Raw genomic sequence first — 15,984 nt, forward strand, 5'->3', positions numbered from 1 at the left:
TAAAGGTGGTCATTTCGTTATCGGTTTACGCAGCATGGCAACGCTGCACGTGTGCGGGATGTTGTGCACCGCTCCCGGATACTCGCTGACGAGCATTTCCGCAAGCTCTTCCATCACATTTGTGCGAACCTCTTCTTCCTGGGATACGAGCCAGGAGATGGAGCTGATTCGTCCGCACCACTCGGTGTTCGTAAACGAGACGGTGTAGTCGAGAGAATAAAGCTCTTTTAGTGCAAGATGATGCGACTGCCATTCCTCGAACCACTCAACCGGAAAACCAAGAATCCGCTGCGTTGATTCCGCTTTAGCACCAGCAGGGGAGACAGAGGCCTCCGGTAGACGCTCTTTTAAAAACGTAATCGTCTTTTCGACAATGTCTGTTCCTGTCTGAAAGCCAGCGTCCATGACGAGCAGGTGACCATCCGGTCTGAGCACACGGCTGATTTCCTGCAGCGCTTTATCCCGGTCAAACCAGTGCCAGGCACGCATAACCGTGATTATATCTGCATAGTCGTCTGCAGCAGGAAGCTCTTCCGCAGATCCGGAAGCATAAAAGAGGCTTGTTCCGGCTTGACGCTGCATTTTTTCCGCTTCATTCAACAGCTCCGCTGAAGGCTCAACGCCTGTTACGACCGCCCCTTCCCGGGCAAGCGCCCGGCTGAGCACACCCGTTCCGGCTCCGATGTCCACCGTTACGGCGTTTTGAAAAGTAACGCCCCGCTGTTTTAAACTGGCAAAGAGGTCACCTGGCAAATCGTTTCGGTATTTACTGTAGGCGGAAGCTTCTTTTCCAAAGTGCATATACATTTCGATACCCTCCTATTTCTCCAAAAGCTTTCCGGCGATAAGACCTAGCAGAAAGTTCTTGACGAGATAAACTCCGGCCCCTCCAAGAAGGAAGGTAACAATCGCGGCTGTGATTCCAAACGACACTGCCTGTGAAGACATAAGGAAAACCCTCCATCGCTGTCTAGCATTGCTACCAGTATAACCCAATCGGACTTTGTTTCATACAATCTAAAAACTTACATAAAGTAAGTTGACAACAAATATTAAGCGTGATATTATTATCTTAGATTCAAGATATACAAATTAAAGATAATGGACTGGAGGGATGGCGATGGAGCCTGCTGCCTGTTTAAAAGCAGTGGCTGTGCTCGTTAAAGCACACGATTCGGTGCATGCGTGTATTAAGCGCGATGCGGCGAATGCCGGATTGAATCCGACTGAGTTTTCGGTGATGGAACTTCTGCTGCATAAAGGAACACTGCCGACGCAGGAAATTGGCAGGCGAGTGCTCATCTCAAGCGGAAGCATCACGTACGTTGTCGATAAGCTGGAAGCAAAAAAGCTTGTGAGGCGCACCCCGTGCCCGACTGACAGGCGGATCACGTTCACTGAACTGACGGAAAGCGGACGTACATTGATCGACGACGCGTTCTTCCGGCATCGGAAAAACGTGGAAAACTTATTTGCTGAAGTAGAGGCTGATCAGTTGGAAACGATGATCAGTACATTGAAGCAAATCGGTCGAAAAGCAGAAGGATAGTATTTTTTTAATCAATTATCTCGAATTCGAGACAAAACCTTGAGGAGGAATACAACCATGGAAAAGCGTAAAATCGGCATTATTTTAGGATCAACGAGAGAAGGACGTGTCAGCCCGCAAGTAGGGGAATGGGTAAAGGCTATTGGAGACGAAAGAGGAGATGCGGAATACACCATTCTCGATCTCGCTGATTACAAGCTTCCGCTGCTTGGCGAGCCAGGGGGAGACGCATCAGGAGCCGCAAAATGGGCAGAGGAGGTCGCTGCTCAGGACGGATTTGTGTTTATCGTGCAGGAATACAATCATTCCATCAGCGGGGCATTAAAAAACGCAATGGATTACTTAAAAACAGAGTGGAACAACAAAGCAGCAGGCATCGTGTCGTATGGAGCGGCAGGCGGTGCAAGAGCAGCTGAACATTTGCGCGGGATTCTCGGAGAGCTGATGGTAGCAGACGTAAGAGCTCATCCGACGCTCTCGCTGTTCACCGATTTTGAAAACGGATCTGCATTTAAGCCAGCAGACGTGCAGCGGAAAACGGTCGGCCAAATGCTAGATCAGGTAAACGACTGGTCGGAAGCAATGCGGTCTGTCCGAGCCAAAAAGAAAGAGGTGAAGCAGACATGAGAACAGAGGGAATCCATCATATTACGGCTATTGTCGGGCACCCGCAGGAGAATGCAGATTTTTATGCCGGCGTTCTCGGGCTCAGGCTCGTTAAAAAAACGGTTAACTTTGATGATCCAGGTACCTACCACCTTTATTTCGGTAACAAAACAGGTGAACCGGGTACGATCATCACCTTTTTTCCTTGGGCGAATGCCTTTCCCGGTAAAATTGGGAGCGGACAGGTCGGCGTCACGACCTATGTTGTGCCAGAAGGCGCATTGTCCTTTTGGGAAAACAGGTTGACGAATCTGAATGTGCACGTACAAAAAGAAGAACGGTTTGGCGAGACTTTTCTTGCGTTTGAAGATCCGCACGGCCTGCAGCTGGAAATCGTAGCGCGTTCCCGCGGCAGTAAAAGTGACTGGGAGACGGAAGATATTTCGTCTAACGAAGCGATCAAAGGATTTGGCGGTGCGATTCTGCTTTCCTCCCGTCCTGAACAGACCGGAAAGCTGCTCACAGAAGGCATGGGCCTGCAGCTCATCGGGCAGGAAGGCGACTATATTCGCTACGAAGCGCCAGCTGCGCTCGGGAACATCATTGATATTAAACAAACGCCGGTCGGAAGCGGCGAAATGGGCGTCGGCATGGTCCATCATATCGCCTGGCGTGCTGCGGACGACGCTGAGCAGATCGAATGGCAGGAGCACATCCGCAACCTTGGCTATGGTGTAACTGACGTGCGCGACCGCCAGTACTTTAACGCGATTTACTTCCGCGAGCGCGGTCATCTCTTATTTGAGATCGCAACCGATCCACCGGGATTTATGCGAGACGAGCCAGTTGAAGCGCTTGGCGAAGAGCTGAAGCTGCCGGAGCAGTTCGAAGCGCAGCGTGAAAAAATTGAGCAGCATGTGCTGCCGTTTACAGTACCTGTTCAGAAGGGAGAAAAAGCATGAAGCATATTTATCAGCAAGGCAATGAAAACAAACCGGTTTTATTAATGCTGCACGGAACAGGAGGGACGGAGCACGATTTACTCTCGGTTGCCTCTATGATTGATAAAGAAGCTTCCGTGTTAAGCGTGCGCGGAAACGTATCAGAAAACGGGATGACACGGTATTTCAAACGTCACGCACCGGGGATTCTTGACCAGGAGGACCTCGCTTACCGTACCGATGAACTTTTTGAATTCATTAAGCAGGCAGCGGACGATTATGGATTCGATCCGTCCCGCGTGGTGGCCGTCGGTTATTCAAACGGAGCGAATATTGCCGCTAATCTGCTCTTGAAAATCAAAGGCAGCCTCGCTGGAGCCATACTGTACCATCCGATGATTCCGAACAAGGATGCGGTCGTACCGGACCTTTCAGAAGTGCCCGTTTTTATCGGCGCCGGTATCAACGATCAGATGGTTCCTATGGAAGAGACAGAAAAGCTCCGTGATATTTTACAGGAAAACGGAGCAAACGTGTCAATGAAAGTTGAAACGAACGGCCATCAGCTGACCGGCACAGAAATTGACGCTTCGAGAGAGTGGTACGAGCAATCATTTTAACGAAAAACGACGCCCGGGGGACCATGCCCCAGGGCGTCGTTTTTTTATTCAGATCGTGTAACGGGGAACATATCGTACAGACTGCTTGGATGAATCACAAAGTTTTCTACGTCTTCCTGCAGGCCGGCGAGGTGTTCAATGTGATAAAGCGGCACGAGCGGCAGGTCATCCATAATGAGCTCCTGTGCGTCGAAATAAAGCTGCTCGCGCTCCGCTTCGTCGCTTTCCTGACGGGCAGCTTCCAGCAGGTCATCGACTTCGCTGTTCTCATAGAACGTACGGTTTCCGGAAACGCCGCGGCTCTCGGAGTGGAAGACCGGATACAACCCATAGTCAGCATCACCGGTCACGGTACCCCAGGAGCTGATAAACATCGGTGCGTCTCCATCATTCAGGTGATCGCGGTGAACGCCTGATTCCATCGAGATGATGTCTACAGTGATTCCGATCGGAGCGAGCTGTGCCTGAATTATTTCCGCAGCGTCCTGCCAGGCACGGGAGTCATCGACCCACAGCTCTGTCTCAAAGCCTTCGTCGAATCCGGCTTCTGCCAGCAGATCCTGAGCTGTTTCCATGTCCTGTACGATCTGTTCCAGCTGATCGGATGCTCCAAATACAATAGGGGCAAGCGGTCCTTTTGCAGGCTGGGCAGTTCCATTCATCACTGAATTCACAATGTCTTCTTTATTTACTGCAAGTGCGATTGCTTCACGTACAAGCGGATCGTCGAACGGCTCTTCCTCGTTCTGAAATCCTAAGTAGGCAAGTGACGCACTCTCATAGCGGGCAACCTTTGTTTCCTCATTGTCTTCGACTCGCTGTACATCGTTTGGATTTAAGTGTCCAATGATCTGTGCGGAGTCTGTTTCCAACTGGCCAACGCGGGTTAAATCTTCCGGTACAATCTCAAACGTCAGCGTTTCTGCCCCGGGTTCCCCGTTCCAATAGTTCTCATTTTGAACTAACTCATAGGAAGACCCAGGTTCCTGCTCTTCCAAAACGTAAAAACCAGTTCCGGTCGGATTTTCGTTCACAACGCTTCCAGGATCTGCCCCATCCTCCATGGCAGCGTAGTCTTCTTCAATGACAAGCGGACTAATCTGCTGGCCGGCAGGATGCGCAAAGTGCGTGCGCAGCGGCGCGAATGGATACTCAGTATGAATAAGCAGGGAATAGTCATCGACCAACTCCACTTCTTCGATCATGTCAAACATGAATGCGACGGGGGAGGCAAGGTCCGGATCAAGCATTCGCTCAATGTTCAGCTTTACCGATTCTGCATTCAGTTCGGCACCATCATGAAATTCAATACCTTCTTGAAGCACAACCTCCCACGTCGTGTCATCCACCTGTTCAAATGATTCTGCAAGACTCATCTCCAGCTCCAAGTTTTCATCTGTTGATACGAGCGTATCGTAGATCGTCCGTTTCACGTTCAGTGACGGATGATCATTACCAAAATGCGGGTCAAGCGAGCTTACATCCGATGCCATATTAATCACAAGCGCGTCCGGATCTGCTTGCTCCTCATTCGAAGCATCAGCTTCGCTCGCTTCGTTGTTCTCAGGCGCCTCTTCCGTATTGTTAACAGGCTCTCCTTCACCAGCGCAAGCCCCAAGCAGCACCAGCGCACTAAGTCCAATCACCTTTTTCATCGTCATCTCTCCTCTCATCTGTTATCTAGATTACCGTTTAATATATACAAAGTAAATAGATTTTGTCGGGATTAAAATAGTCAGATTATTGGCAGCCTTTTCACACTCTTTTTTTACAGTCTGCCTGGTTTACCCGAATTAAAAAACAGGAATGGGTTCTTTAGCAGGTAAACTAATGGAAAAGGGGTTTTACACATGAACCAGGACCAGCTGAAACAACGCATTGCAGAAATCATGGATGAGAATAAAACTGGCGTTTTGTCGACGGTCGAAAATCACCAGTCTTACGCCCGCTACATGACGTTCGTGTATAAGGATATGACGCTTTACACGCCAACCAACAAAGAAACGTATAAAACAGAAGAAATCGAGAACAACAAAAATGTGCATGTCCTGCTCGGGTATCAGGGGGAAGGCTTCGGTGACGAGTACGTGGAAGTCACCGGCAACGCTGAGATTCGCGATGATAAAAACCTGATTGAAGAGCTGTGGTTTGACGATCTCGATAACTGGTTTGACGGCAAGGAAGATCCGAAGCTGGTTTTTCTTGAAATCAAGCCAGAGAGCATTCGCCTCATGAACGGTAAGGGAGAACCTCCACAGACGCTTGATCTTTAATTTCATGAAGTGATTAACAGGCACGGAGAAAGGGGAAAGAACCTTTTTCCGTGCTTTTTTTGTAGAAGAATAAGCAGTCCATTACCACTGTCACTATTTTCACCAGATCGATCCGAATGATTCTGTCGATTTTTGATAGGATAAAGGCAGGCACACTGAATAAAGGAGGGCTTCAATGAACGACGAACTTGTATTAACACAGTTAACGCCGGAATCGGAAGGGGTAGATCATCTCCGCGCGCTTAACCGGCTCTTTGCAGAAGCATTTAACGAGCCTGACATGTATCTTGCAGAGCCGCCGTCGGATGCTTATTTGCTGCGACAGCTAAAGAGTGAAGACATCCTCATTTGTACAGCCTGTATTCAAGAGCAAGTTGTGGCCGGCCTGACGGCATATGTGATGCACAAGCTGGAGCGGGAAACGTGTGAAGTGTACATTTATGATTTGGCCGTTGATGCGGCTTATCGCAGGAGAAAGATCGGAACAGAGCTGTTGCAGTATGCGGTCGAGCAAGCAAAACAGCGCGGGGCTTCCGCTGTGTTCATTCAGGCAGACGAAGGAGATGAACCGGCGGTGGCGCTTTACGACAAGCTGGGTAAACGGGAAGTAGCTTATCATTATGATATCTTCGTTCAACAGAATGCAGGATCCTAACAGCGGCGGTCGCAAATTGCACCTGATGCATGAGAAAAATAACAGAAGAGGAGGGACGTGATGACAATAGAGAAAACAGTGAAAGCAGTGTTTGGGAACGATTATCACGTGAAGTCTGTCATGCCGGTAAGCGGGGGCACCCAGAAAACGATTCATCGTGTCACCTGTTCAAACGGCTTTTCGGTTTTACAATATGTGTGGGATGACGACAAGAATCTGTTTCAGGAGGAAATGGAAACAAGTACGAATCTCTTCAGCATCGACAGCTTTTGGACAATGATAAGCAGATCCGCGCTGCAGGTATAGCTGTTCCGGACGTGTATTATGCGTCAAAAGAAACGAAAACGGCATTTGTTGAATGCCTATCAGGACCGGATTTTCAGGCTGAACTGGACGTGGGGACGGAAGCGGATCAACGGAGAATTACTGCTGAAGCCGCTGACATAGCTGCTGCTCTTCACGGCATGACCCGAAAAACGTGGGGCAGTGTCCGCTATCCTGAAACGGGAAGCTGTATCGAGCCCCATGAAGAGGAAGCATCCGCCAACCTGCAGTTTATTTCCTCAAGAAGAAACATTCCATATGATACGATTCAATCCCGTCTTCGTCAGCTGGCTGCAGATATAGAACCTCGAAACGACTACGCGTTTGTGCACGGGGAGCTGGGACCGAACCATCTGCTGCGCTCTTCGTCAGGTGAGGCCGTATTAATTGATTTAGAAGGAGCGCGCTTTTTTGACCGTGAATACGAATTGTCCTTCATGTCATTTCGATACCCGTATTGGGAAACACCAGCTACCTGCGATCAGAGCAGATGCCGCTATTATTTGTTTGGACATCACTTGTCCCTGGCTGCTGGTGCCATTAAGCTTCAGGAGCGCGGATTTGAGGATCAGCACTTCGCTCGAACTCTCGAAGCATTTCATCTGAAGCGCCTGCAGCATTTCCCTGTTATTCCATAATGACAGACGAAAAAGGGAAGTAAATGGAAAAAAAGATTAAATTGGATACCTCTTCCTTTGAAAGCGTTTCATTTATCCGGTAAAGGATATAGTAGAAGCAGCCGGAGTTGTGCGGCAAATTGAAGAGGAGTGAAGAAGATGAAAAAAGCACTGATTGTGTCAACTGCTTCTGTTGTAGTATTTACCGGGTTTGCAGGGGCAGCATCTGCAGCTCACGAAGGAAAGTCGTTTATGGGAGAAATGACTCCTGAGCAGGAGGTACACGAAGTAGAGAGCGATGCCACCGGACACATTCATGTTGATGTAAGCGAAGACGGAGATTCCATCTACTTCGAAGTAGAGGCGTATGACCTGACAGATACGCTGGAGGGCCATCTACATAGCGGTCCGGCTGGAGAAAATGGACCTGTGGAATTGTTCCTCTTTGAAAACGATGAGCCGATGGATTATGACGGTGAAATCGCATCAGGCACACTGACAGAGGCCGATCTCGTTGGCGATCTCAGCTGGGAAGAGTTTTCAATGGAGCTCGTAGCTGGAAACATTTACGCAAACCTTCATACGGAAACATTTCCTGACGGTGAAATTCGTGGTCAGCTGGAAACAGCAGAAGAAGGCGATGCAATGCCGGATACTGCGACAAACGGGCTCCTCTATACGATGCTTGGACTTTCTGCCGCTGCAGGCGGGGGAATGCTTCTCGCAGGCCACAGAAAAAAGACGGCTCAATAAGCAGCCGTTAACGTTCCTTTTGAACCCTCGAGTTAGTCGCGAGGGTTTTTTACATAGGCGGGTAGTACGTGATAAATCGTATCCTCATTCTGGTCTACGACTTTTTATGAAAACGGTGTATACTTAAATGTGACACAAATCGACATGGCAGGAGGAGAAACAGATGGCTGACTATTCAACAGAACTGACAGAAGAAGCTCGCTCCGTTTTACTGGAAAAGCTGAAGCAGCGCTTTGATGAAAACATGCATCGCCATGAAGGACTGAAGTGGGAAGGGGTTCAGCAGAAGCTTGAACTGGATCCACAGAAATGCTTTGCACTCTCAGAAATGGAACGAACCGGCGGAGAGCCGGACGTCCTTTGCTACGTACCGGAACGCGGCACGTATTTATTCATGGACTTTGTCCCGGAAAGCCCGAAAGGCAGGCGCAGCGTCTGCTACGACAGGGAAGCCCTGGAGTCCAGAAAAAAATACAAGCCGGAAACCAGTGCCGTCGATCTCGTCCGCGAAATGGGCGTAACGCTGCTGACGGAAAACCAGTACCGGCAGCTGCAGGAGAAAGAACAGGTAGATCAGAAAACATCCAGCTGGCTCGATACTCCGGCAGATATCCGCAGCAGGGGGGGAGCTCTGTTTGGCGACCGCCGCTACGGCCATGTGTTTGTGTATCATAACGGGGCGGATTCCTACTATGCTGCCAGGGGATTTCGGACAGCCTTAGAAGTATAAAACAGTTTGCCAGTTTTTTCTAAGGGGTACGGTAGTGAATAAACGGATCAATCGTACTTATTTTCATCATTGAGCCGTTAGCCTGAGAGGAGAGGTCCAGCATGAAAGGAAAACCGGTTTTCTTTTACGTTGTTGTCTTTTTTATAGGTTTAATTGTCGGCCTGCTCTTAATTGGCCCCTTAATTCCTTGGTAACCATCACAATCTTACACAAGAAATAGGACCTCGGCGTCTGTTTCTAATTGGCGCTTCGTTGTTTATTTAAAGAAACAGCACTTTCCCATTTTAACGGGAGAGGAGGGGAAAAGCGTGGGCAAAAAACGAACGGAAGAGGAAGAAACGGTCAGAGAAGCGTTCACAGGTCTTTTTGGCGGCTTTGGCATGATGATCATCGTCTTTCTCATCGTGCATTTTGTCATCGGTTTTCCAGCATTTCAATAATGACGATGTAACCAGAGCTTCAGAGAATGCTTTTATTCTCCGAAGCTCTTTTACTTTTCTTGTCACAAAAAATGGTGAATCTTCTGCGATGCAGACTAACCAATATACCAAATAGGGTGGCATAATAAAGCTGCATCGTTGAGGCGGGAGTAAGAAAGGGCATTGGTAAAAATACGGCATTCACGAGCCCCAAGCTAGCGAATAAATTCCATAGCACAGGATAGATAAGCAGTATGGAGACTCCGTAGGACAACAGTTTTGATGGTTGGTGGTTGATAGCTTTCGTATTCCAAATGAACTTCCATGCTAGCAGCAGTAAAAAAATACAAGTAAGAATCGCAAAAACTATCCCGCCGTAATGCATAATAAATAAAAATGTATAGTCAAAGGGTAATAAATAAAACGTGTCGCTGTTAACAGTAATGTTAACGTTGGTGCCGAACCATTCAGCCTGTGATAAAACTGCTGAGATGTGCTCCTTATGGTAAGTATCTCCACTCAATGAAAATACTCCACTAAATCGGGAAAAGGCATGAGCGCCGGATTGAGAAAAAAGTAGAATAAGCAAAAATAAATGGTGCCAGCGTAACAATGAGCGCTGTAAGCCGGTACCTGAATTTATTTTGTGTAAAAGCAATGCCGATAGCTGAGATGAGAAGAAATATAACCGCGAATTTTAAATTAGGGAGGATCATAAATGCCAGAGTAGTGATCCAGGCCAGGAAAACACAGAAAATAAGCTGTTTTTTATTGGCTGACTGAAATTTAGCTAGCAAACCTGCCCATCCGATGATAAAAAGTAATGACATCGTTGCTGGAACATTCACATAAAACAACTCGCCAACAGATAACGAGGTAATCGTGCCCCTGGTATAAACTCCATACGAGAGTGCAAGAAGGAGCAACGTGAACGAAGCTGCGAAAAACAGTGGCCACGTTTGAAGCATCCTGTGAAGAGGCAGAAGTGCAGCAGCAATAATGATAAGAATCATTAATCCATATAGATCTGCCTGATGGAAGAACGCATAGTAGTCAGGATAGGAATTTATCCAAAATGGTATATTATAAGCTGTTACGAGTCCGATTCCGAGCAACATAAGCAGTATGCCAATAAGAAACCAGTCGGTTCTAGGTCGATGAATGTTATTCAGGCTTTTCCTGCGCGTTCTGGGTTTCCCATCTCAAAGACAGCTTTTTCGACAGCTTCTTGTTCTGTATATCCTCGCAGCCGATAAGTCCGGGCAAGTCCGTTAATATGAGCCTCTAACTCTGCCTGAATCCCATAATGGGCGTCTTTGGAACGGACATGCTTCAGAACAGAATCAATGTATGAACGAATGTGACTGCTCATAGCTGCATCCTGATGAGCTGTTTGATCTCAGTGCGTGTTTTGGCCTTACCTTTAACAAGTCGGTCTGCTGTTAATTTCCCCATAAATGTTAAACGATATATTCGAATATGGTCGTCCCATCTTCCTTTAATCCAGCCTTTCTCTTCAAGAAGATGTAGCAATGTATAGATGTCAGCTTCCTGATGGCGGAAGGGACTTTCAAGATCCTTTAATAACGAGGTAGATAGAGCGAACCCATCCTTAGGTTCCTGTTTGAGTGAGAGCAAAATGTTTCTGATGCATGTCGTTTGAAAGTCCTCCCATTCTAACGTCTGCTTTTGTTTGATAGCCGATTTCACAGCCAGCCTGCGATTTTCCGAGAAAGAAAGCCGGCTCATGTAAGATTGATGCAGTTTATTCTTCATCACGCAGCCCCCCTGCCGTCACTCTTAATTTTTCGCGTGCCTTTTTTAATCGTGATTTGATAGTATTGACGTTCCCATTCGTTAAAGCAGCAATCTCACTCACCGATAATCCTTCATAATAATATAAATAGATAGCCTCTCTCATAGGCAGAGGAAGCTGTAAGACGGCTGTCGCCAGTCTATCAGACTCTTCACGCCTGACGACCTCGTTTTCCAACGGTGCTGTGTGACCAGGTCGCAGCTTATCAAATAAGGTAACCTTACGAAAATGCCAGCTGCGTACATGGTCTTTGCAATGATTTATGGCGACCTTAAATAGCCATGTTTTAATAGAAGCCTGTTGATTGAACGTCGGAAGCTTTTCGTAACATTTGATAAAAATCTCCTGAGCAAGATCCTCTGCAGTCACAGTGTCTTTCGTGTATGTATAGCTGAGACGTACAATGGCATCCCCATAGGTCTCCATTAACTCCTCTAATACTTCCTCCCGCTGCATCGGTAAAGTTAAATCAGCTGCATCCACATATTCCATTTTTTCACCTCCTCTACAGTGTAGACGAAGCTGGCAGTCATTTGGTTGATCATTATTGCTATTTCCTGCGATTTTTTCTATTTCATTAGCTCCCCATTCATGTGCAGCAGATGTGGACAAACATGGTGATTTGTCATATACTTATATACATAACTATATAACCTTATAGGTTAGCGGAGGCGGTGACATGCATGAGCGGATCGCTGGATGATTCCCGTCCAATCTTTTTGCAGATCAAGGAACGGCTTGCAGATCAAATCGTTAACGAACAGCTGAAGGAGCATGACCAGGTGCCGTCAACGAATAAACTGGTTCAGTTTTACCGTGTCAACCACCTGACAGTGGCAAAAGGGGTGAACCAGCTTGTTGAAGAAGGCATACTCTATAAGAAAAGAGGGGTCGGCATGTTTGTGGAAAAAGGAGCACGAACAAAGCTGATACAGCAGCGAAAACAGGCTTTTCAGGATGCGTTTATAGAACCAATGATTAAGGAGGCCGATATGCTTGGCTTATCCGAGCAGGAGCTGGTTGAACTGATCCGGCAGCGGCGGGGAGGAGTTGACAAATGACGATTTTGCAGGCAGATAACGTGAAAGTCTCTTTTAAGAGGGAAGAGGTGCTGAAGGGTGTCAGCTTTCAGCTGGAGCAGGGTAACATTTACGGACTGATCGGTCGGAACGGTGCAGGCAAGACGACGCTATTGTCGGTGCTGGCCTCGTATCGTCAGGCCGATGACGGGAAGGTTCTTATCGACGGCGAGGAGCCGTTTGAACATGAAATGCTGATGCCGAAGGTGGCCTTCCTGTATGAAACCGATTATTCCGATGAAACGGAAACGGCTCTCGTACTTCTGAAGCTTGCCGCGAGGTATCAGGAGCAGTTTGATCTGGACTATGCGCAGGAACTGGCGGCAAAGCTGGAGCTGCCGCTTGATAAACCAGTGCATAAGCTGTCAACAGGCAAGCAGGCTGCGCTGAACGTTACCCTTGGACTTGCATCCAGAGCGCCAGTAACTATATTTGATGAAGTATACAGCGGAATGGATGCCCCAACGAGAGATACGTTTTATAAGGAACTTCTCGAAGAACAGGAGCGCGTTCCAAGGATTATCATTTTATCCACGCACCTCGTATCAGAGATGGACTATTTGTTTGATCACGTGATTATGATCCACGAAGGCAGACTGCTCCTGAATGAGCCGGTGGATGCGCTTCTGGAACGTGGATTCTCTGTCACTGGGTCACAGGAGAAAGTGGCTGCTTTTGCTGCGGGTCGTAACGTAATCAGCGAACAAAGTCTCGGTGGTACATTATCAGTAATGATTTTTGAAGAGCTGACATGAGCGGATACAGCGAGAGCGTATGAGGAAGGACTGGAGATAGGTCAGGTGGGGTTACAGGATCTGTTTATTCAGCTGACAGGGAAAGGAGGCGAAGCATCATGACCGGAAAATGGAAAAAAGCGGCACGGGATTTAAGCATTATGCAGGGAACGTGGGCAGCATGGCTTTTAGCAGCTGTACTGATCGGCTATGTTGGAGCACATGTGATGCTGCGGATCCCTGCTTTAGCCGGCTTTATCAATGAGACCGGACTCATTGTGTTTGGATTCCATGAACTCGTGTGGAATGCGATCAACATATTTATGCTCGTAATTGGCATTATGTCCTGCTACGCGTTTTTAGAAATGTTTGTTGGCTTCGGTGTCACGAGAAGAAGCTATTACAAAGCCTCAATCGTTTCGGCGCTTCTGCTCGCAGCGGCCGTAAACGCAGCTGGATTTGCTTTCAGCCCTCTTCTTTCCGTTTTCTTCGGTTTAGGAGGACCGTTCAGCTGGGGAATGGAAGCGGCGCTGCTTCCCGCATATATAATGACGGCGTTTATATACTATCTGGCAGGGTGGATCATCAGCGTCGGCTTTTACCGCTGGCAAATGAGCGGTGGTTTCATAGCGATTGCAGCAGCACTCCTGATGCTGACCCTTACCGACCGTTTTTGGAACTTCGACATGCCAGTGCCGTTCTTCTCGTCATTAATGGAACTGAACTTTACACAGGGAGCCTGGGCTGCCGCTGTATTCAGCCTGATTCTCACCGCATTGGCATTAGCAGTAATCCAGAAAGCGGTATATGATATACCAGTAAAAATAAAATAAAGCTTCTTTTAAGAAAGCGTCCTTATGCAAGGACGCTTTTCTCTATGGGAATAAAGATATAATAAATGTAGGTAATTTGGCATGAATTTTGTTTAGCTAACTGAAAAACGGGTAAAATTAGTACATAAGCGTTATAAATACATGATACAAAAGTTTTGCGATAGTATGTCGTATGAGCTATACTATTTTTACTGAAGGAAGTTAGCCAGCAGGAAAGGACCATGCATATGCGACTCCAAAGCTATGTTACAAAACTGTTTATTGCCTACATGATGCTCGGTGTTGCTGTCGGAATTGCGTTCTCGATCCTTGTGCCGGCAATCATTGCAATTCCTGATGAATCACGAGTTTTCTTCACCGTTTTCGCCGTTTCAGCCGGTGTACTGCTTGGCCTGCTGAATTTTCTTGTGGCAAGGCAATTTATTGTGAGATGCACATCTATGTTTCAGGACGTGCTCGACCGTGTGCGTAACGGCGATTACACAGCCCGTTCCTTATATGCCGGGTCCGATGTGGTCCGGAGTATGTCAGATGCTCTTAATCGTACCATCACGTCGTTGGAACAAAAAGATTTCAGCATGCTCCACGACAGGCTGACAGGCCTTCCAAACCGTGAAGCACTGGATCGCATGTTTGCGGAAAAGGCAGGAAGACGGAAGCTGTTCTTTATTGATCTCGATCAGTTCAAAAAAGTGAATGATTCGTACGGTCATGCAGCAGGCGATCAGCTGCTGCAGGATATCGCAAAGCGGCTTCAGCAGCTTGACAGCAGATTAACCACCCGATCCTTCCGCTACGGTGGAGATGAATTTATAGTGATAGCTGATGAGCAAATGACAGAAGAGAGGCTGAACCAACAGCTGGTAAATAGTTTTGCTGAACCGTTCTATATAGGAGATATCCCGTATCAGCTGAAATGGAGCCTCGGATCACATTCGTTTGAAGGCAGTCTTTCCAGCTATGCTGCGATCCTGGAAGTGGCTGATCAGCGGATGTATCAGGCGAAGCAGACCGGCGCCCGTCATACGATCAGTTGAAATCACCTGTGTCATTAGAGAATGCGCAGAAAAGGAGCTCCTTTTCTGCGTACCTCTAAATATGGCAGGTGATTTTTTTATTGTCTGCCACGTAAACGTTTTTCAGGGCGTTAGCTGAAGCTCTTACAACGCTGCGGCATGAAAAATCCCACATTTTCTCATGATGGAAGATGACTTCCATATGATACGCTATGTTGAGGAGGGGAACCGATGCAGCTTCGAACAATCGTGTCATTAGCAGCAGGCCTGTTTCTGCTGATTTATATCGTAATGGACGTACCGTTTACGGCGGGATATTTCGTCCTGGCTTTGCTTTTTACCGTGTTAGCTGCAGCACCTGCGCGAGAGGGAAAAGAGCAGCTTACATTCGTGAGATGGCTTTATGGTTTTTTTGCTGCTGTTTGGCTTACGCTCGGTATACTTAATATCGTTGGATAAAAAGGGGGAGGATGGAACATGAGAGCGACCGTTTTTCTAGTTGCAGCTGTTTCCGTGTCTGTAACGGGCTGTGCGATGCAGGAAGAAAATCAGATACAGGCTTACGCAGAAGACAGCGGCGAAACGGTTTATGTCCTTGCCACCGACAATTTTGAGAAAACTGAAATGGATATTCAGGCGAGAGGTATGACACAAACGTATGAAGAAGTCGACGGGCTTCGGAAGCTTGATCTCCAACACGGATACGGAGAACTCCTGCCGGATCACTTCCGCATGTATATAGAAGACGACGTCGACGTTTACTCAGATTCCCCAGAACTTTCGATCGTCGAAGCAGGTCCTTTCATCGGGAGGTATCATGTCAATCACACGGATGGATATCATTCTTATCATTTCATCGAAAAGAATGATCTGCCAGATTTAACGGAAGACAGCAGCGGGACTCGTATTGCTGTATCGAGAATGGAGGAAGAAGAGTTCTGGCAGCTGGTGGATGAGCTGAAACCAGCAGAGTGAGAGACCTGCGGTATAATGCAGGTTTACTCCTGAATTGACGGGAA

25 protein-coding genes are annotated in these 15,984 nt (G+C 47.6%); 17 read left to right on the plus strand and 8 right to left on the minus strand.

Features of this window, described 5'->3' with window-relative positions; all coding sequences use genetic code 11:
* Positions 1–9: 9 nt before the first annotated feature.
* Positions 10–807: a class I SAM-dependent methyltransferase gene (locus HCN83_RS08080; protein WP_168006154.1), complete on the minus strand. Its 798-nt coding sequence runs from the start codon at positions 805–807 to the stop codon at positions 10–12.
* A gap of 12 nt (positions 808–819) precedes the next feature.
* Positions 820–948 (minus strand): hypothetical protein, encoded by a 129-nt coding sequence (locus HCN83_RS18605; protein ID WP_281351706.1) that lies wholly within the window; start codon positions 946–948, stop codon positions 820–822.
* A gap of 166 nt (positions 949–1,114) precedes the next feature.
* On the opposite strand from HCN83_RS18605, the gene HCN83_RS08085 reads away from it, so the two are divergent.
* The 4 genes from HCN83_RS08085 to HCN83_RS08100 are packed head-to-tail and all read left to right on the plus strand — an operon-like array spanning position 1,115 to position 3,716.
* Positions 1,115–1,549, plus strand: a complete 435-nt coding sequence (locus tag HCN83_RS08085; protein ID WP_246238153.1) for a MarR family winged helix-turn-helix transcriptional regulator — start codon at positions 1,115–1,117, stop codon at positions 1,547–1,549.
* Positions 1,550–1,606: 57 nt separating this feature from the next.
* Complete coding sequence (locus HCN83_RS08090; RefSeq protein ID WP_168006156.1) at positions 1,607–2,176, plus strand: NADPH-dependent FMN reductase; 570 nt, start codon at positions 1,607–1,609, stop codon at positions 2,174–2,176.
* Positions 2,173–3,117 (plus strand): ring-cleaving dioxygenase, encoded by a 945-nt coding sequence (locus HCN83_RS08095; RefSeq protein ID WP_168006158.1) that lies wholly within the window; start codon positions 2,173–2,175, stop codon positions 3,115–3,117. Before HCN83_RS08090 ends, HCN83_RS08095 begins: the two co-directional genes overlap by 4 nt.
* Positions 3,114–3,716, plus strand: a complete 603-nt coding sequence (locus HCN83_RS08100) for an alpha/beta hydrolase (protein WP_168006160.1) — start codon at positions 3,114–3,116, stop codon at positions 3,714–3,716. The genes HCN83_RS08095 and HCN83_RS08100 overlap by 4 nt, the downstream gene beginning before the upstream one ends.
* A gap of 44 nt (positions 3,717–3,760) precedes the next feature.
* On the opposite strand, the gene HCN83_RS08105 is transcribed toward HCN83_RS08100, so the two are convergent.
* The gene (locus HCN83_RS08105) at positions 3,761–5,371 is read right to left on the minus strand and encodes a glutathione ABC transporter substrate-binding protein (protein ID WP_246238154.1); all 1,611 of its coding nucleotides are present in this window, start codon (positions 5,369–5,371) and stop codon (positions 3,761–3,763) included.
* Positions 5,372–5,566: 195 nt separating this feature from the next.
* Between HCN83_RS08105 and HCN83_RS08110 the strand changes: the two genes are divergently transcribed.
* From HCN83_RS08110 to HCN83_RS18610, 7 genes are all read left to right on the plus strand, one after another.
* Positions 5,567–5,989: a pyridoxamine 5'-phosphate oxidase family protein gene (locus HCN83_RS08110; protein WP_168006164.1), complete on the plus strand. Its 423-nt coding sequence runs from the start codon at positions 5,567–5,569 to the stop codon at positions 5,987–5,989.
* Between the two features lie 175 nt (positions 5,990–6,164).
* Positions 6,165–6,644 carry a GNAT family N-acetyltransferase gene (locus HCN83_RS08115; RefSeq protein WP_168006166.1) on the plus strand — a complete coding sequence of 160 codons (480 nt, stop codon included), beginning with the start codon at positions 6,165–6,167 and terminating at the stop codon, positions 6,642–6,644.
* A gap of 60 nt (positions 6,645–6,704) precedes the next feature.
* Positions 6,705–6,950, plus strand: coding sequence for a hypothetical protein (locus HCN83_RS08120; protein ID WP_168006168.1), 246 nt, complete (start codon positions 6,705–6,707; stop codon positions 6,948–6,950).
* The gene (locus tag HCN83_RS08125; protein ID WP_168006170.1) at positions 6,914–7,606 is read left to right on the plus strand and encodes a phosphotransferase family protein; all 693 of its coding nucleotides are present in this window, start codon (positions 6,914–6,916) and stop codon (positions 7,604–7,606) included. The genes HCN83_RS08120 and HCN83_RS08125 overlap by 37 nt, the downstream gene beginning before the upstream one ends.
* A gap of 138 nt (positions 7,607–7,744) precedes the next feature.
* Positions 7,745–8,338 carry a CHRD domain-containing protein gene (locus tag HCN83_RS08130; protein ID WP_168006172.1) on the plus strand — a complete coding sequence of 198 codons (594 nt, stop codon included), beginning with the start codon at positions 7,745–7,747 and terminating at the stop codon, positions 8,336–8,338.
* Positions 8,339–8,501: 163 nt separating this feature from the next.
* Positions 8,502–9,068 (plus strand): DUF4256 domain-containing protein, encoded by a 567-nt coding sequence (locus tag HCN83_RS08135; protein ID WP_168006174.1) that lies wholly within the window; start codon positions 8,502–8,504, stop codon positions 9,066–9,068.
* 308 nt (positions 9,069–9,376) lie between these two features.
* The gene (locus HCN83_RS18610) at positions 9,377–9,508 is read left to right on the plus strand and encodes a hypothetical protein (protein WP_281351707.1); all 132 of its coding nucleotides are present in this window, start codon (positions 9,377–9,379) and stop codon (positions 9,506–9,508) included.
* A 19-nt stretch (positions 9,509–9,527) separates the two neighbouring features.
* Here HCN83_RS18610 and HCN83_RS08140 read toward each other — a convergent pair whose 3' ends face one another.
* The 5 genes from HCN83_RS08140 to HCN83_RS08160 are packed head-to-tail and all read right to left on the minus strand — an operon-like array spanning position 9,528 to position 11,795.
* Positions 9,528–10,010: a hypothetical protein gene (locus HCN83_RS08140; RefSeq protein ID WP_168006176.1), complete on the minus strand. Its 483-nt coding sequence runs from the start codon at positions 10,008–10,010 to the stop codon at positions 9,528–9,530.
* 13 nt (positions 10,011–10,023) lie between these two features.
* Positions 10,024–10,605, minus strand: a complete 582-nt coding sequence (locus HCN83_RS08145; RefSeq protein ID WP_168006178.1) for a hypothetical protein — start codon at positions 10,603–10,605, stop codon at positions 10,024–10,026.
* A gap of 50 nt (positions 10,606–10,655) precedes the next feature.
* Positions 10,656–10,859, minus strand: a complete 204-nt coding sequence (locus HCN83_RS08150; protein ID WP_168006180.1) for a permease prefix domain 1-containing protein — start codon at positions 10,857–10,859, stop codon at positions 10,656–10,658.
* Positions 10,856–11,263, minus strand: a complete 408-nt coding sequence (locus HCN83_RS08155; protein ID WP_168006182.1) for a helix-turn-helix transcriptional regulator — start codon at positions 11,261–11,263, stop codon at positions 10,856–10,858. Before HCN83_RS08155 ends, HCN83_RS08150 begins: the two co-directional genes overlap by 4 nt.
* The gene (locus HCN83_RS08160) at positions 11,253–11,795 is read right to left on the minus strand and encodes a sigma-70 family RNA polymerase sigma factor (RefSeq protein ID WP_168006184.1); all 543 of its coding nucleotides are present in this window, start codon (positions 11,793–11,795) and stop codon (positions 11,253–11,255) included. Before HCN83_RS08160 ends, HCN83_RS08155 begins: the two co-directional genes overlap by 11 nt.
* A 191-nt stretch (positions 11,796–11,986) precedes the next feature.
* Here HCN83_RS08160 and HCN83_RS08165 point away from each other — a divergent pair, with 191 nt between their 5' ends.
* The 6 genes from HCN83_RS08165 to HCN83_RS08190 all read left to right on the plus strand — a co-directional run bounded on the left by HCN83_RS08165 (position 11,987) and on the right by HCN83_RS08190 (position 15,940).
* Positions 11,987–12,364 carry a GntR family transcriptional regulator gene (locus HCN83_RS08165; protein ID WP_168006186.1) on the plus strand — a complete coding sequence of 126 codons (378 nt, stop codon included), beginning with the start codon at positions 11,987–11,989 and terminating at the stop codon, positions 12,362–12,364.
* Positions 12,361–13,137, plus strand: a complete 777-nt coding sequence (locus tag HCN83_RS08170; RefSeq protein ID WP_343033681.1) for an ABC transporter ATP-binding protein — start codon at positions 12,361–12,363, stop codon at positions 13,135–13,137. Before HCN83_RS08165 ends, HCN83_RS08170 begins: the two co-directional genes overlap by 4 nt.
* A gap of 98 nt (positions 13,138–13,235) precedes the next feature.
* Positions 13,236–13,949 carry a hypothetical protein gene (locus tag HCN83_RS08175; RefSeq protein WP_168006188.1) on the plus strand — a complete coding sequence of 238 codons (714 nt, stop codon included), beginning with the start codon at positions 13,236–13,238 and terminating at the stop codon, positions 13,947–13,949.
* Between the two features lie 221 nt (positions 13,950–14,170).
* The gene (locus tag HCN83_RS08180; RefSeq protein WP_168006190.1) at positions 14,171–14,986 is read left to right on the plus strand and encodes a GGDEF domain-containing protein; all 816 of its coding nucleotides are present in this window, start codon (positions 14,171–14,173) and stop codon (positions 14,984–14,986) included.
* Between the two features lie 210 nt (positions 14,987–15,196).
* A complete protein-coding gene (locus tag HCN83_RS08185) occupies positions 15,197–15,424 on the plus strand; it encodes a hypothetical protein (protein WP_168006192.1) in 228 nt (75 codons plus the stop codon).
* Between the two features lie 18 nt (positions 15,425–15,442).
* Entirely contained in the window at positions 15,443–15,940 is a 498-nt protein-coding gene (locus HCN83_RS08190; RefSeq protein ID WP_168006194.1) for a hypothetical protein, read from the plus strand.
* Positions 15,941–15,984: the final 44 nt, after the last annotated feature.

The organism is Alkalicoccus luteus (assembly GCF_012034335.1).
Lineage (GTDB): Bacteria > Bacillota > Bacilli > Bacillales > Salisediminibacteriaceae > Alkalicoccus > Alkalicoccus luteus_A.

What these genes read in the sequence shown, in the direction of transcription:
- HCN83_RS18605 (WP_281351706.1), bottom strand. Translation starts at nt 948, where the DNA reads ATGTCTTCACAGGCAGTGTCGTTTGGAATCACAGCCGCGATTGTTACC.
- HCN83_RS08105 (WP_246238154.1), bottom strand. Translation starts at nt 5,371, where the DNA reads ATGAAAAAGGTGATTGGACTTAGTGCGCTGGTGCTGCTTGGGGCTTGC.
- HCN83_RS08150 (WP_168006180.1), bottom strand. Translation starts at nt 10,859, where the DNA reads ATGAGCAGTCACATTCGTTCATACATTGATTCTGTTCTGAAGCATGTC.
- HCN83_RS08190 (WP_168006194.1), top strand. Translation starts at nt 15,443, where the DNA reads ATGAGAGCGACCGTTTTTCTAGTTGCAGCTGTTTCCGTGTCTGTAACG.
- HCN83_RS08100 (WP_168006160.1), top strand. Translation starts at nt 3,114, where the DNA reads ATGAAGCATATTTATCAGCAAGGCAATGAAAACAAACCGGTTTTATTA.
- HCN83_RS08155 (WP_168006182.1), bottom strand. Translation starts at nt 11,263, where the DNA reads ATGAAGAATAAACTGCATCAATCTTACATGAGCCGGCTTTCTTTCTCG.
- HCN83_RS08170 (WP_343033681.1), top strand. Translation starts at nt 12,361, where the DNA reads ATGACGATTTTGCAGGCAGATAACGTGAAAGTCTCTTTTAAGAGGGAA.
- HCN83_RS08185 (WP_168006192.1), top strand. Translation starts at nt 15,197, where the DNA reads ATGCAGCTTCGAACAATCGTGTCATTAGCAGCAGGCCTGTTTCTGCTG.
- HCN83_RS08160 (WP_168006184.1), bottom strand. Translation starts at nt 11,795, where the DNA reads ATGGAATATGTGGATGCAGCTGATTTAACTTTACCGATGCAGCGGGAG.
- HCN83_RS08085 (WP_246238153.1), top strand. Translation starts at nt 1,115, where the DNA reads ATGGCGATGGAGCCTGCTGCCTGTTTAAAAGCAGTGGCTGTGCTCGTT.
- HCN83_RS08145 (WP_168006178.1), bottom strand. Translation starts at nt 10,605, where the DNA reads ATGTTGCTCGGAATCGGACTCGTAACAGCTTATAATATACCATTTTGG.
- HCN83_RS08180 (WP_168006190.1), top strand. Translation starts at nt 14,171, where the DNA reads ATGCATATGCGACTCCAAAGCTATGTTACAAAACTGTTTATTGCCTAC.
- HCN83_RS08175 (WP_168006188.1), top strand. Translation starts at nt 13,236, where the DNA reads ATGACCGGAAAATGGAAAAAAGCGGCACGGGATTTAAGCATTATGCAG.
- HCN83_RS08095 (WP_168006158.1), top strand. Translation starts at nt 2,173, where the DNA reads ATGAGAACAGAGGGAATCCATCATATTACGGCTATTGTCGGGCACCCG.
- HCN83_RS08120 (WP_168006168.1), top strand. Translation starts at nt 6,705, where the DNA reads ATGACAATAGAGAAAACAGTGAAAGCAGTGTTTGGGAACGATTATCAC.
- HCN83_RS08080 (WP_168006154.1), bottom strand. Translation starts at nt 807, where the DNA reads ATGTATATGCACTTTGGAAAAGAAGCTTCCGCCTACAGTAAATACCGA.
- HCN83_RS08165 (WP_168006186.1), top strand. Translation starts at nt 11,987, where the DNA reads ATGAGCGGATCGCTGGATGATTCCCGTCCAATCTTTTTGCAGATCAAG.
- HCN83_RS08090 (WP_168006156.1), top strand. Translation starts at nt 1,607, where the DNA reads ATGGAAAAGCGTAAAATCGGCATTATTTTAGGATCAACGAGAGAAGGA.
- HCN83_RS08115 (WP_168006166.1), top strand. Translation starts at nt 6,165, where the DNA reads ATGAACGACGAACTTGTATTAACACAGTTAACGCCGGAATCGGAAGGG.
- HCN83_RS08110 (WP_168006164.1), top strand. Translation starts at nt 5,567, where the DNA reads ATGAACCAGGACCAGCTGAAACAACGCATTGCAGAAATCATGGATGAG.
- HCN83_RS08135 (WP_168006174.1), top strand. Translation starts at nt 8,502, where the DNA reads ATGGCTGACTATTCAACAGAACTGACAGAAGAAGCTCGCTCCGTTTTA.
- HCN83_RS08130 (WP_168006172.1), top strand. Translation starts at nt 7,745, where the DNA reads ATGAAAAAAGCACTGATTGTGTCAACTGCTTCTGTTGTAGTATTTACC.